10 protein-coding genes and 1 pseudogene are annotated in these 13,079 nt (G+C 53.7%); 6 read left to right on the forward strand and 5 right to left on the reverse strand.

Going from position 1 to position 13,079, the window contains the following annotated elements; all coding sequences use genetic code 11:
* Nucleotides 1-73: 73 nt before the first annotated feature.
* Nucleotides 74-928, reverse strand: coding sequence for a 3-keto-5-aminohexanoate cleavage protein (locus tag ACKPCT_RS13625; protein ID WP_319567159.1), 855 nt, complete (start codon nt 926-928; stop codon nt 74-76).
* 279 nt (nt 929-1,207) lie between these two features.
* Here ACKPCT_RS13625 and ACKPCT_RS13630 point away from each other — a divergent pair, with 279 nt between their 5' ends.
* From ACKPCT_RS13630 to ACKPCT_RS13650, 5 genes and pseudogenes are all read left to right on the forward strand, one after another.
* Complete coding sequence (locus ACKPCT_RS13630) at nt 1,208-2,122, forward strand: MurR/RpiR family transcriptional regulator (RefSeq protein ID WP_175527949.1); 915 nt, start codon at nt 1,208-1,210, stop codon at nt 2,120-2,122.
* 166 nt (nt 2,123-2,288) lie between these two features.
* Nucleotides 2,289-3,461, forward strand: coding sequence for a DegT/DnrJ/EryC1/StrS family aminotransferase (locus ACKPCT_RS13635; protein WP_319567160.1), 1,173 nt, complete (start codon nt 2,289-2,291; stop codon nt 3,459-3,461).
* A 316-nt stretch (nt 3,462-3,777) separates the two neighbouring features.
* Nucleotides 3,778-3,882 (forward strand): annotated as a pseudogene (locus tag ACKPCT_RS13640) (TetR/AcrR family transcriptional regulator); the annotation flags it as partial.
* A gap of 3 nt (nt 3,883-3,885) precedes the next feature.
* A complete protein-coding gene (locus ACKPCT_RS13645) occupies nt 3,886-4,437 on the forward strand; it encodes a TetR/AcrR family transcriptional regulator (protein WP_244544609.1) in 552 nt (183 codons plus the stop codon).
* A 361-nt stretch (nt 4,438-4,798) separates the two neighbouring features.
* A complete protein-coding gene (locus tag ACKPCT_RS13650) occupies nt 4,799-5,908 on the forward strand; it encodes an ATP-dependent DNA helicase (RefSeq protein ID WP_090070137.1) in 1,110 nt (369 codons plus the stop codon).
* Between the two features lie 18 nt (nt 5,909-5,926).
* Here ACKPCT_RS13650 and ACKPCT_RS13655 read toward each other — a convergent pair whose 3' ends face one another.
* On the reverse strand, nt 5,927-6,445 hold the full coding sequence (locus ACKPCT_RS13655) for a response regulator (RefSeq protein ID WP_175527947.1): 519 nt from the start codon (nt 6,443-6,445) through the stop codon (nt 5,927-5,929).
* A gap of 186 nt (nt 6,446-6,631) precedes the next feature.
* Complete coding sequence (locus ACKPCT_RS13660) at nt 6,632-8,299, reverse strand: B12-binding domain-containing radical SAM protein (protein WP_319567161.1); 1,668 nt, start codon at nt 8,297-8,299, stop codon at nt 6,632-6,634.
* 538 nt (nt 8,300-8,837) lie between these two features.
* On the opposite strand from ACKPCT_RS13660, the gene hemA reads away from it, so the two are divergent.
* Entirely contained in the window at nt 8,838-10,115 is a 1,278-nt protein-coding gene (hemA, locus tag ACKPCT_RS13665) for a 5-aminolevulinate synthase (RefSeq protein WP_090070130.1), read from the forward strand.
* Nucleotides 10,116-10,344: 229 nt separating this feature from the next.
* Here the strand turns inward: hemA and ACKPCT_RS13670 are convergent, their stop codons facing one another.
* The gene (locus ACKPCT_RS13670) at nt 10,345-11,253 is read right to left on the reverse strand and encodes a substrate-binding domain-containing protein (protein WP_319567162.1); all 909 of its coding nucleotides are present in this window, start codon (nt 11,251-11,253) and stop codon (nt 10,345-10,347) included.
* A gap of 47 nt (nt 11,254-11,300) precedes the next feature.
* Nucleotides 11,301-12,983, reverse strand: coding sequence for a methyl-accepting chemotaxis protein (locus ACKPCT_RS13675; protein ID WP_319567163.1), 1,683 nt, complete (start codon nt 12,981-12,983; stop codon nt 11,301-11,303).
* Nucleotides 12,984-13,079 lie beyond the last annotated feature (96 nt).

The raw sequence follows: 13,079 nt of genomic DNA on the forward strand, positions 1-13,079 counted from the left end.
CAGCTTTTGTGTGGGCAGTGATTGTTTGGGCGGTTGTTATCTGACAGCCCTGGTATGGACAGACTGGCAGCTTTCAGCGGGGACCAAACAGCAAGGTGCGGGCTTCAAAGGCGCTGGCCTGAGGACGACCAAGACTCATGCCCAACTGTCCGAACAAGGCAACCTGCTGCTGTTGGCTGCTATAGGGTTCTCCATCCACTGTGTGGATATTATATGCCCAACCCGGAGCAATCTGTCCACCCATGGCTATGGCAGCGGCCAGAGACACCGCCTCTTGAGAGCCGTATGCAGCCACCGACCAGCGGACGGTTTCCAGCAAGTGAAGCTTATCCAGCCCGGCAAGATATTGACGCAAGCCATGCACATTGCTGGTCGGCTCCTCGCCATCTTCGCCCAGAATGAACAAAAGAGCCCGCTGGCTTTCCGGGATAACGCCATATTGGCGAAATGCATAATACCAATCGACATCGGTCGGATCTGTCATGGAGAACTGGACGCCGATCCCCAATTCTTCACACACATCAAGCAGATCCCTTGCGCTGTCCTCATCATTTTCGTCGCCATCACGCGGAAAAAGCTGGCTGAAAGGCAAGAGGCAGGCGTCAGGCTTCACATCGCTCAAAAGGCGCGCGCAGCTCTCCACTGCACCAATGTCACTCAAATCCAACTCCAACTGAACAAGGGCGCTCTCCTCCAGAGTTTCTCGCAGCGCTGCGACTGTCTCTTTACAAACGGCCTTGTCCAGAGATGCCAGTCCACGCTCATCGCGTGGCGCACAGGAAAAAAGGGCTGCACCGGACGCGCGTGCCTCAAGGGCAGAAGCCTTCAGTTCAGCCAATTTAACAGGCAGGAAAAGATGGTCGCGCTTTGTCCGTTTCGGACCATTGGCAGACATCGCGATAATCAGGGGTTTCGGTATTCCGAGCATTAAGGGGTGTTCCAGCAATCAACGAAGAAACATGTCTTCAAACCATTATTAAATATCAGAAGCTTAACACCAGAATGCAGCAAATGAGAAACCATTTTTAACTATTAACAAGCGAAGGCTTGCACCCCAACTCTTCTGCTGCTTAAAAGAGGAACGCTGCTGTTTTTGCCAAACCGGGCCATCTTATGTAATAAGAAGCCAGAGACCCACTCGGCGAGCCCGGATATCCTGATCCGGCCCTGCCTCGCCTGCCCATGATGCCGAATGATGAGAGCCACCATGACACTGGATGACCTTCGCCAAGAGATTTGGGAGTCCTATGCAGACCTCTCTCCCCAGATGAAGGTTGCAGCCTCCTATATTTTGGAAAATCCGGCCGACGTTGCCTTCAAGTCGGTGCGCCAGTTGGCAAAGGCTGCCGATGTCCATCCCTCAACGGTGGTGCGTCTGGCACAGGTGGTCGGCTTCTCCACCTTCGAGCCTTTCCGCGCCGTGTTCCAGCAGGGTGTGCAAGCGCGTGACGTGCGCTTTGAAGACCGTGCTGCTGCGCTTCAGAAAGACGGCCGCTGGGACGGAGAGTCTGACATCTTCTTTGAAATCGGCAAAGCGACTCTTGGCAACCTGACCAGCCTGTTCCAGCCAGACACGCAAAAGGCTGTGCAACGCATCGCCAAGGCCATTCTGGATGCCAACCGTGTTTATGTGTCCGGCTATCGCTCATCCTTCGCCTTTGCCCATTATCTTGCTTATGCAGGGCAGATCGCCATGCCCAAGATCCAGCTTCTGGAAAGCCCTGACGGCTCGCATTTTGATGTTCTGGGACAGGCGAACGAAAAGGATCTCATCATCCTCTTCACCTTTGCCCCTTATGCATCCGAGGGTGGGCGCTTGCTGACGGTCGCCAAGAAACGCGGCTGTAAGATCGTTGCCATAACCGACACCATGTCCTCTCCTGCAGTGCCCTTCGCCAATATGGGGCTGTTTGTTCCCATGACGGGGCCGCAGTTGCTGCCCTCGCTGGTGCCTGCAGCATCGGCTTGCGAGCTTATTCTGGCCGAATGCACCCGCCTTGGAGGGTCTGTGGTGGTGGACAATCTGCGCCGTTTCCGCGATCAGGTGCACGCGGTGGAAGGCTATCTCAGTCCACTGGAGACTGCTGAAGATATCGAAGACGACGCACTTTTTGACACCTGAGGGTGCGCAGGGCTAGTCCCTTTCGGCAAACAATATTTTCTTAACCAAACAGGAAAAAGACTGGGGTTAGAGGGTGGACTCCATCCGCCTTCCGGAACCCGATTAACCGCTTGTTGCCCGCCTGTCTCTTAGTCTGAAGGGATAGAAGCAAAAGTCAGGCGCCGACATGATGAACAAGATACCCTCGCAGGATGAACAGACGTCCTCTCCCCACCGTGAAGCTCCCCTGATGGCAGGGCAGACACATGTCTCCACCGATGCGATTCGAGAGACCAGCCGGTCAACCCGAATGGAGACCAGCAACAGCGAGACGGCGCGCACAATGTTGCAGCGCCATTTCAAGGATGCTCATATTCATTACGGCGTCGGTTGGTCCAGTGCGTTCTATACGGCCCTGCTCTCTTGCCATGTTGCGCCAGGTGACGAAGTCATTCTTCCTGCATTGGCTCCGGCGGGCATCATTCACGCCATTCTGCTTGCCAAGGCCAGCCCCGTTCTGGTTGATGTGCGTGCGGGTTCCTATCTCATTGACCATGATGCGGTGATGGAGGCAATAACCGAGCGGACACGCTGTGTCGTCCTGTGCCATCTCTATGGACAAGTTGCCTCCCATCAGGCCTTGCACGAGCAATTGAGAGCCCGCTCCATTGCCTTGATCGAAGATGGATCAGACGCCTTTCTTTCTCTTGGGCAAAGCAACAGCCCGGCATCCCACTGCGATCTGTTGGTTGCCTGCCTGCCAGGCTGGCGCGATGTCGAGGGAGAGCTTCCGGCTTTCATTGCCACACGCAATCAGGATCATCATGCACGCCTATCCTACTGGACTGCACAGCATGACATCGCTGAACGGCTGTTCCAGACCGTCTCACCAGAAGCCGAAGAGGCCCCTTATGTCGATCTGGTGGGGCAGCTCACAGACGATCAGGATCAGTATTTTCAAAATTGCATTAGTTATAGCCTCAACACACGATCTGCGATCGAAAAGCAGGTGGCAAATTATGATGTTGCCCTCATCCAGATGGGGCTTCAGATACTCACCACTTCTGAAGAATGTGTTCGAATATTGCAGAGTTATCCGATATGTCTGGAGCCGTTCCAAAGAACATCCTTATTCGATAGTCTCTATAATGAGGGGTTCCAGATATGCCAGAGTTACCGCCACCTTGGTCAGTTGAAATTCTTTTTTTCACAAGAATCAGTTGGTAATTTCCCGAATGCAGCGAGCTGGAGCGACGGTGCAATCAGTTTACCCACAGGCAACCACTTGTCTGGTCGCGAGCAAAAACAAATGATCGCCACAATTGAGCGTTTTATGATCGCTGCAACAGGACCAGCCTAAAAGTGCTAAGTGAATATACTTAACGGAAAACTTTTACTCTGTAATGTATCAATAACTTCAAATGTCTGGCAGACATTTTAGCATTCCTCCATTCTGGACATGTCAATCCAATTGCATAGATTTAATAATATTATGCATAGGATTAATCTAATTTTTGACCTGACAAATTTTCCTATCATCCATCGTCTACTAATGTATTAGTACGACAGATTTTACATTTTATTGGTCAATATCATTGCTAGATCTCGAATTGAGAGGTAACTTTTATAGTTATAGTAGTTCCAATCTGTCGAAACGCATGACCTAGGGGGGTATGATGGGCCGACCTAAAGAATTCGACTCAGAAACTGTACTTGAAGCGGCAACTAATTGCTTTTGGGCCGACGGCATCGTGCGTACATCTATCAGTTCTTTGGTAGACGCGATGAAAATACAACGATCCAGCTTCTACAATAGCTTCGGATCGCGCGAAGGTATTCTTACCACTGTGCTTGAAAGATATCTTGAAAGCTCTCCATTGAAAGAACTGATGAAGAGCGGTCCGGTTGAGGATGATCAGCAACCAGACCTTGTGTTGGTGGACCTCATTCTCGATTTCAGCCATTTTCTTGCCGACCAAGGTCGGGGGCGCGGCTGCTTGATTTTTAACGGTCTGAGTGAACTGAATGCAGAGGACGCACAATCCTACGAAATCTTTCAGGATCAATATGCCAGCCTGACGGCAGGTCTCTCTCGGCTGATCGAGCGCATCAAACAGGAAAGCGCCAGTGAAGAAGATCTGGGACGGTTGAGCCTGCATCATGTGATGACCATCCTGACAGGCCTTGCCCACTATTCCAAGCTGGATCCTTCAGAAAACCGGCTTGCGACAATCGGGCTTGACCAGTTGTCGGGTTTGTCACCTCACTTTGCCACCCTGATCGACCGAGAGGTCCGCTCCAGGGATACAGAAGATCGCATGCGCCTAAGAGCCTGATATAGAACCGGTTTCTAGTCACAACCAAACGCCCCTTGTACGCCAAGTGAGCGCCAAGGGGCTTTTGACATTGCCAGCCCTATAAGATCCCTCTGCACGTTTCAGGTACCATGTTCCTTGAGCAACGCCCTTCTCGTCTCTTCTGGGCCGTGTCTTCTGGGCCGTGTCTCCATGGCAATCTTTCCATAGATCAATACAAAGTCGAGCAATCGACTTGATATTTTGGCCGTGCTTGGACAGTCTTGGCCCAACCAAACACGAATCCGTCAAAGTGATTCCATCATCGGATTCCATGAAGAACGAAGCTGCCGCGCCGGAGAACAGGCACCAGCGGCAGCTTTGCGTTTGTTGCGAGGCAAGAATGGACTGGTCACCACAGCAGGATGCGGCGCTCAAAGCAGTCGACAACTGGATCAAGCGCGGCGATGAACCGATCTTTCGCCTCTTTGGTTACGCAGGAACAGGCAAGACCACGCTGGCACGCCATCTTGCAGAGGGGATCGACGGCAGCGTTCTGTTTGGAGCCTTTACGGGCAAGGCTGCGCAGGTTTTGCGCCAGAAGGGATGCGCAGGCGCCAGCACCATTCATGCGATGATCTACCGACCGGACACCAGCGATGACGAGGAGCGCGATGAAGACGTGCCTGCCTTTGTTATCAATCGCGACAGTCCGGCCCATGATGCCGATCTGATTATCATTGATGAATGCTCCATGGTCGATGAAATGCTCGGCTCGGACCTGCTTTCCTTCGGCAAGCCCGTGCTCGTGTTGGGCGATCCGGCACAGCTGCCACCGGTTTCGGGCGGCGGCTACTTCACCGAAGACGAACCCGATATCATGCTCACGGAAATTCACCGGCAGGCACGAGACAATCCGATCATCCGTCTGGCGCAAGACGTGCGCGAAGGCAAGACGCCGGACTATGGCGACTATGGTGCCGTGCAAGTGATCGGTCGCCGCGGCCTTGAAACCGAACAGGTGCTGGAAGCCGATCAGGTGCTCGTCGGGCGCAATCTGACCCGTCAGAAATATAACAAACGCCTGCGCGAGCTGAAGGAATTCGAGGGGCCCTATCCTCGCGTTGGCGACAAGCTTGTATGCTTGCGCAACAATCACCAGAAGGGCCTTTTGAATGGCGGCATCTGGATTGTCGACAAGGTCACGAGCCGCACGGGCAAAGATCTCAAGCTGCGTGTCTCACCCGAGCTGGGGCATGAGTTGTCCGGCCGTGTCCCGCTGAAGATTCCCAAGATGCTGTTTGAAGACCATGAGGGGGAAATCCCCTGGACCGTGCGCAAGAAGGGCGATGCCTTTGACTATGGCTATGCGCTGACCGTTCACAAGGCACAGGGCTCCCAATGGAACAATGTGATGCTGTTTGACGAAAGCTGGGCCTTTCGTGACCATAGGACACGTTGGCTCTATACCGGCGTGACACGCGCAGCAGAAAGTCTGACAATCGTTCGATAAGCTGGATGTAGCGCCGCTTCAAGCAAAGGCAGTTGGTACGGAAACTCCGGACTGTCCAAGATCGGTGGTTCCATCGCCAGCCCGTCGCGTGACGGATTCCCGTGGTGCAGGTCCGTAATAATTGTCGGTGCGCACAAAGGGACGATCCATCGATGTGGCGGCCACGATCCTGAGATACATATCCTTGGCAGAGAATGGCTTGCGCAGGAATTCATGCACGCCAAGCTGCTTGGCCTCCATGATGCGGTGCTTCTCGGCGTAGGACGAAATCATGATAATCGGAACGGTTCCCATGGGGTGGTTCGGGTTGCGCACAAGGCGCACCAGTTCCGGCCCATCCAGAATGGGCAGGACCCAATCGATGATCAACAGATCAGGAGAGAGCTGCTCGAGCTTTTCAAGGCCGACACCACCATCTTCTGCTTCGAAGATTTCGCGGACTCCAAGCCCCTGCAAAATGGTACGAATGATCGTGCGCATATACGCACTATCTTCGATGACCAGTACTCTCAAAGCCGAAAGAACAGTTACAGGCATACACAACTCCGCACCAGCGATCTTCCGCATGGATATGTGGATAGATCAACAGTGCTAAAAGTGTAAATGCAAAGCGTTTATGAATCTTTACTAGGGCGCACATGCGCATATACCCATATGCGATTTTGTCGCATGGAGAACGGCATGATAGCACGATAGCCTCTAGACCAGTCGGGCAGCTGGTTCTCAAACCGTCTGCTTGGCCCCTGCGGCGATACTGCCCTGCGCCTTCTCAGCTGCAGCCCGCTCTCGCGCCACCTTGCGTTTGGCAACAAACAGCATGCTCCGCAGCGCAGCCAGATAGAAACCGGCATGCAAGATACCCCAAACATCCTTTAAGAAATATTTCGGGTAAAAGATTAGCAAAGGCTCCTTGGGCAACCCCGGACGGCGCAGATGTCGGTTGCGGTAACGTCCCGACCCGACTTCGTAAACGCCGGTGCCGCCTACGCGATAACCAAGGGTGAGGCCGACCGTCCAAGCAAAATTGGTAACCGCCTTGGTTGGATTGCGCAAGCCCTGCAGCATGATGGTCCAGGCGCGGCGCAAGGAATAGACCTTGGGCACGATGCGTGGCGTTAGGCGCTCGACCGACGTTTCATCCAGAGTATCGTGATTGAAAACGAAATGGCCCAGATCATAATTATTCAGGTCAGGGTCCATATAGGTCCCCTTCTCGTGCAGGCGCTTGTGATCCACCGAGCCCGGCAACGGCGTCAGCACCGAGAGCGTGAAGATTTCGCCTGAATATTCGCTTACAAGCGTGTCAACATTGCTCAATATTCTGTCTTCCGTTTCGCCGGGGAATCCGATGATGAAGCCCGAAATAGTGACAGCTCCGGCCTGATACCATGAACCGAACATGTCCCGCACATTGGCAGCACGATTGTGCTTCTTGCCTGCGGCCTTGATGGTTTCCGGATCGATAGATTCCAAACCAAGGAATACATCCGTTACCCCGGCAGCGGTTGCCTTTTCGATGAAACGGGGAATCTTGTAGGCGACGGTGTCGGCTTCGATAATGAGTTCATAGCCCACTTTGTGCTTGCGGCGCATTTCGATCAGTTTGTCAAAGACCTCTTCCCAACGCTTGTTGCGGGCGATGTTGTCATCGGACAGGAAAAACGTCTTCACGCCCTTGCGTGCATATTCGAGCACATAGTCCGCAATCACCTGCGGGTCGCGCATCTGCATTTCCACCCCTTGCGTGTTAGGGATGCAACAGAAGGTACAGCGGAACGGACAGCCACGGCTGGTTTCGATCGGCACGACGCCTGTAAAACTCTTCTTGATCGTGTCGACATCATAGGCTGGCATCGGCGCCGAACTCAGATCCGGCAAATCCCTGAGATAGTCGTAAACCGGTTTGAGCTCATTGGCGTTAAGGTCTTTCAAGAGATCATCCAGGTGCCCTTCAGCTTGCCCGACAAAGAGCGAGGCTCCCATATCCAGGGCATCCTGCAAGCCGTAATCATTGTCCTTGAAAAGGGCTTTGATGCCATTGATATGCACGCCACCGATGACCACCGGAATATCATGGGCGCGGAACATGCGGGCCAGATCAAGCGCTCGCGGGAAAAAGGCACTCAGGACGCCGGTCAAAAAGACCGCTCCGTGACCCGCCTCCCTTATCCGGGCGACGATGCCCTCAATCGGCACAGGACCGAAAATCTCGTAATGGTCTTCGCAAGTTATCTCATTGTCTTCGCCCAGCACCTCGCGATCATTGCAATCCTTCAGAAGGGCCTTGATGGCCGCCTGCGCCTGGGTAACCATCACCGGACGCTTCCATTGCTGAACATAGCCGTCGGTATCGTAGCGAGAAGGCGTTATAAGAGCGATGTGAAGCGCCATTTACTTTCCCCCAAGAAAGACAAAACAAGAATTTTACAGACTTATATTATCAAAATAGACGATAATACCTATTCCTATTGTTCACCAAATCCAATAATTGTCAAATTTTTCAAAATATTTTCGATATTATACGTTCGTATTACTGAGATTTATTGAAGTTGAATGTTTGGACAATACCACACCGGGGAGGCCGCAATCTATTTGTTTACCTCTTTTGGATAAGGGAAAAGTGATCTTTGGAGCCATTCAAAGGATCGTAAAGATGGTAAGTCATACCAAGGCCCTAGGCGCTCTCAAAGCAAAGACCAAGATGACCGTTAGCTTACGGACGCCTTAACAATTTGTAAGCTGCGCAACAATTGACAAATCTCAACGTCTCAGCGCAAAGTGTCGTTCTAAGTCAGACCTGTAGAAATGAGGATCAGGGCCTGATACAAGACCCAACAAATGGCCCATTCCGACCAGCAAGCAATGACAAGCTCTAAAAGACCGACCGGTTCGCTTACTTTGGACCAGAAACAAGCGGATATCAGTGATAATGCAGTATCTTGATTTTTTCGAAAGCGCCGTATCTTCCCTCAAGGAAGAGAAACGCTACCGTATCTTTGCCGACCTGGAGCGGCAGGCAGGACGATTTCCGCACGCCATCTGGCGCGCCGACAATGGATTGGAACGCGAAATCCTCGTCTGGTGCTCCAATGACTATCTAGGCATGGGGCAGCATCCCGACGTAATCGAAGCCATGAGCGACACTGCCCAGAAGATGGGTACCGGCGCTGGCGGCACACGCAACATTTCCGGCACCAACCATCCACTGGTCCAGCTTGAAGCCGAACTGGCCGATCTGCACCACAAGGAGGCATCTCTGGTCTTTACCTCCGGGTTTGTGTCGAATGAAGCGGCTATTTCCACCATTGCCAAGCTGTTGCCAAACTGCCTTATCCTGTCCGATGAACTCAACCATGCGTCCATGATTGCCGGTGTCAAGAATTCCGGCATGCAGAAGCAGGTCTTCCGCCACAATGACATGGAGCATCTAGAAGAATTGCTGGCCGCAGCTGGTAAGGATCGCGCCAAGCTGATCGTGTTTGAATCCGTCTATTCCATGGATGGCGACGTGGCGCCGATCAAGGAAATCTGTGATCTGGCCGACAAATATAGCGCGATGACCTATATCGACGAAGTACATGCGGTTGGCATGTATGGCCCACGCGGAGCCGGCATTGCCGAGCGCGAAGGGCTAATGGATCGCATCGATATCATCGAGGGCACCCTAGCCAAGGCCTTTGGTACGCTTGGCGGCTATATCACCGCCAAGGCTCCCATTGTGGATGCTGTGCGGTCTTATGCGCCGGGCTTCATTTTCACCACCGCTATGCCGCCAGCCATTGCGGCTGCCGCCTGCTGTTCCGTTCGCCATCTAAAAGAAAGCCAGAGCGAGCGCGATGGACAGCAGCGTCAAGCAGCACGCACCAAAGAAGTGCTGTCCAACGCCGGCTTGCCCGTGATGCCATCTGATACACACATCGTGCCGCTTTTCGTGGGCGATCCAGATCTGTGCAAACAGGCTTCAGATATTCTTCTGGATACCCACGGTATCTATATACAGCCGATCAACTATCCGACCGTACCTCGCGGCACGGAGCGTCTGCGCATCACGCCGACGCCTTTCCATGATGACACGCTGGTTGACGGTCTGTGCGAAGCGCTCAAGGATGTTTGGGAGCGTTTGAAGCTGCCCCATATCGAGCCGGGCACCTTTCACGACCTGACCAAACAGCCCGAACAGCAAGTTTTCCAAGCCGTCGGCGGCTAAGTTATTTTGCAAGCTTTTTTCAGCTTGGTTCCTAGAGCACCTTCCGCAGTCATGCGGTTGGTGCCTTTTTTTGCCCAGCCTCCAGCTTAGACCCGGCCCCGTAAATGGCTCCTTGTGATGAGACAAACAAAACCCCGCCAGTGGCGGGGTTTCCTTTTTACCGCCAGGAGAAGAGGTGGCGGTCGGAGCGGCTCGGAGAGGGCAAGCCGCTTGGGAGATAGAAAGGCGCTTACTTGTATTTTTCCATATTAGAAGGCACGACCACTTCCCACGGAATCCAATCAAACTCCTGCGCATAGCCACCTTCGGCCATGGCGATGGCATTCTTGATGGATTGCTGACCTTGCGCCGCTGCGTTCTGTAATACGGTGACCTTGATCTTGCCAGCTTCCATCTCTGCAATGGCGCTCGGAGTGGCGTCCACGCCGCCAATCATCACATCATCAAAGCTAAGGCCTGCCTTCTCAATTGCACGTACGGCGCCGATGGCCATTTCGTCATTGTTGGCAGCGATAATGTCGATCTTGGTGCCCTTGTTCAGCAGGCCGGTTATAATCTGTTCTGCGTTGTCTCTGTTCCAGTCCGCATCTTCTTCATGAACAACTGACAGACCCGGATACTGTTTAAGCACTTCCTTAACACCCTCGGTCCGCGCCTTGGCTGCCGGATGTGAGAGTGCCCCGTTGAGAATGACCACATTGCCCTTGCCACCGACCTCATTTGCCATCAGGCGCATCTGAAGGCGACCGGCAACCAGTTCATTGCAGGAAACGACGGAAACCGGGCCGGGGAATCGGCTTTGCGGTGGCTGTCGGTTGACATAAACCAGAGGGATATTGGCTTCGGCGGCCATCTTTTGCATCGCTTCGTTATGCTCATCCGCGACGGCGTTGATGATAATCGCATCCACCTTTTTCTCGATGAATGTCTTTACCTGATTGATCTGGGTGTCCTTGTCCATGTTGGCAATGACAAGTTCGAGGTCTACACCGCTGGTCTCGCTGGCGGCGGCCTTGATGTTGTCCGTCAGAATGGAGACGAACGCATCTTTCTTGGACATGGTGGTGCCGATTGTAACCGCGGCGGCTGCATTAACCATCAACGCGGTTGACATCAAAAAGATCGAAAAGCGTTTCATGTTAGGACCTTTCTTCAATCCCGAAATATAAGTGTCACCTATGCCCGTTATGAGGCTGCGCGGACAGTTTGGAGGAAATTCTGCATTTCCGTTCTGAGGGTCTCGGCCTGATTAGCAAGCTGCTGGGCAGAGGACAGCACCTGAGCAGACGCACTGGCTGATTCCTGAGCCGCGTGTGAAACACCTTCAATGTTAGCAGTCACTTCTCTGGTGCCCACCGACGCCTGCTGCACGTTGGTCGCCACTTCAGACGTTGTCTGGCCCTGCTCCTGCACGGCATCGACGATGGAGGTAGAGATATCGCTCATCTCGCCAATCGTATCACCAATCGCGTTGATGGCATTGCTGGCATCGGTACTGGAGGTCTGCATGCTCTTGATTTGCGCGGCAATCTCGGCGGTGGCCTTGGCCGTTTGCTCGGCGAGACCCTTAACCTCGGAGGCCACGACAGCAAAGCCCTTGCCGGCTTCGCCTGCACGCGCCGCTTCGATGGTGGCATTGAGCGCCAGAAGGTTGGTCTGGGAGGCAATTTCGTCGATCAGGCCGATAATGGTGCCAATCCGCTCGGCATCTGTCTGCAGACCGGACATGCGGGTGTTGGTCTGTTGGGCTTCGGACACGGCGCGATTTGCCACCTGCGTGGAATGCGACACTTGCTGGCCGATTTCCTGTGAGGAGGCCGACAGCTCTTCAATGGCCGCTGCGACGGTTTCGACATTGCTGGAGGCCTGTTCGGCAGCGGCGGCCACTGCCGCACACTGGGCATTGGTTTCTTCCGATGCTGCGGTCAGGGTGCCCACGTTGGTTTGCAGCTCCTGGGCCTCGGAGGCCACGCGTTCGACGACCTGCCCGACGGCGGTTTCGAAGCGGTCTGCCAGGTCCATCATTTCCTGATGGCGTTTCTGGGCCGACAGGCGCTCCTGCTCTTCCTTTTCCTGCCGCATATTGGTTGCCGCAATCATATTTTTCTTGAACACCAGCACAGCAGACGCCATTCGGCCAATTTCATCCTTACGCTCCACGCCGGGCACATCGGTGTCCATGTGGTTATCCGCAAGAGAGCGCATGACCTGAGCCAGATTGACGATCGGTCCGGATACATTGCGCACGATCAGCCAGACAACGATCATGCCAACCAGAATGATGACCGCCAATGCTATGGTTACGCTCAGGCTGGAACTGTCGCTCATGTCTTCAGCCAGAGCAGCGGTTGCGGCTGCCTGCTCGTTGCGATATTGCAACATGCGGCTGACCGCCGTGTTGAAGATCTCGGCGTCATTCTTGAGGTCATTGAGCAAGACTTCTTCTGCCAGCTCATTCTGCCCGACGGCCTGAAGGCCGGAGACTTCTTCTTCAACAGCAAGAAAATGTTGCCATGCGGAGAAGAGTTCATTGGCGCGAGTTTCGTCTTCGCCGGGTTGGATGGTCGGGGCAAAGCTGCTCCATGCGCGCGAGAAGGCCACCTGAGCCTCGCGAATTTCCGCCGTCAGGGTGGTACGCTCGGTCTCACTTTCTGTGAATTGGCGCAAGAGATCATGAGCCCGAAGATGCTGGCTGAGTTTGGCCATCTCGCCCAGCGTCTCAACCCCGGTCAACTCTTCAGCCAGGTCCTGTGTCATTGCGCTCATATTGTTGATGCGATCAAGCGCAAACAAGCCCAGCACTGCAGAGAATGCCAGTATGACACCAAATGTGAGGAAAAGACGGATCCTGATGGAAAGACTGTTCATTCCGAGGGACATCACGGGGGGGACCTTTCGAACGCAAATACCTAAACTCTCAGGTCAACAGCCTCCACTCAATGTATTAAATTAGTATTTCTTCAC

Source organism: Cohaesibacter marisflavi, assembly GCF_963665895.2.
Taxonomy (GTDB): domain Bacteria; phylum Pseudomonadota; class Alphaproteobacteria; order Rhizobiales; family Cohaesibacteraceae; genus Cohaesibacter; species Cohaesibacter marisflavi.

What these genes read in the sequence shown, in the direction of transcription:
- ACKPCT_RS13655 (WP_175527947.1), bottom strand. Translation starts at nt 6,445, where the DNA reads ATGCCTGTAACTGTTCTTTCGGCTTTGAGAGTACTGGTCATCGAAGAT.
- ACKPCT_RS13625 (WP_319567159.1), bottom strand. Translation starts at nt 928, where the DNA reads ATGCTCGGAATACCGAAACCCCTGATTATCGCGATGTCTGCCAATGGT.
- ACKPCT_RS13675 (WP_319567163.1), bottom strand. Translation starts at nt 12,983, where the DNA reads ATGAACAGTCTTTCCATCAGGATCCGTCTTTTCCTCACATTTGGTGTC.
- ACKPCT_RS13670 (WP_319567162.1), bottom strand. Translation starts at nt 11,253, where the DNA reads ATGAAACGCTTTTCGATCTTTTTGATGTCAACCGCGTTGATGGTTAAT.
- ACKPCT_RS13645 (WP_244544609.1), top strand. Translation starts at nt 3,886, where the DNA reads ATGAAAATACAACGATCCAGCTTCTACAATAGCTTCGGATCGCGCGAA.
- hemA (WP_090070130.1), top strand. Translation starts at nt 8,838, where the DNA reads ATGCAGTATCTTGATTTTTTCGAAAGCGCCGTATCTTCCCTCAAGGAA.
- ACKPCT_RS13650 (WP_090070137.1), top strand. Translation starts at nt 4,799, where the DNA reads ATGGACTGGTCACCACAGCAGGATGCGGCGCTCAAAGCAGTCGACAAC.
- ACKPCT_RS13635 (WP_319567160.1), top strand. Translation starts at nt 2,289, where the DNA reads ATGATGAACAAGATACCCTCGCAGGATGAACAGACGTCCTCTCCCCAC.
- ACKPCT_RS13660 (WP_319567161.1), bottom strand. Translation starts at nt 8,299, where the DNA reads ATGGCGCTTCACATCGCTCTTATAACGCCTTCTCGCTACGATACCGAC.
- ACKPCT_RS13630 (WP_175527949.1), top strand. Translation starts at nt 1,208, where the DNA reads ATGACACTGGATGACCTTCGCCAAGAGATTTGGGAGTCCTATGCAGAC.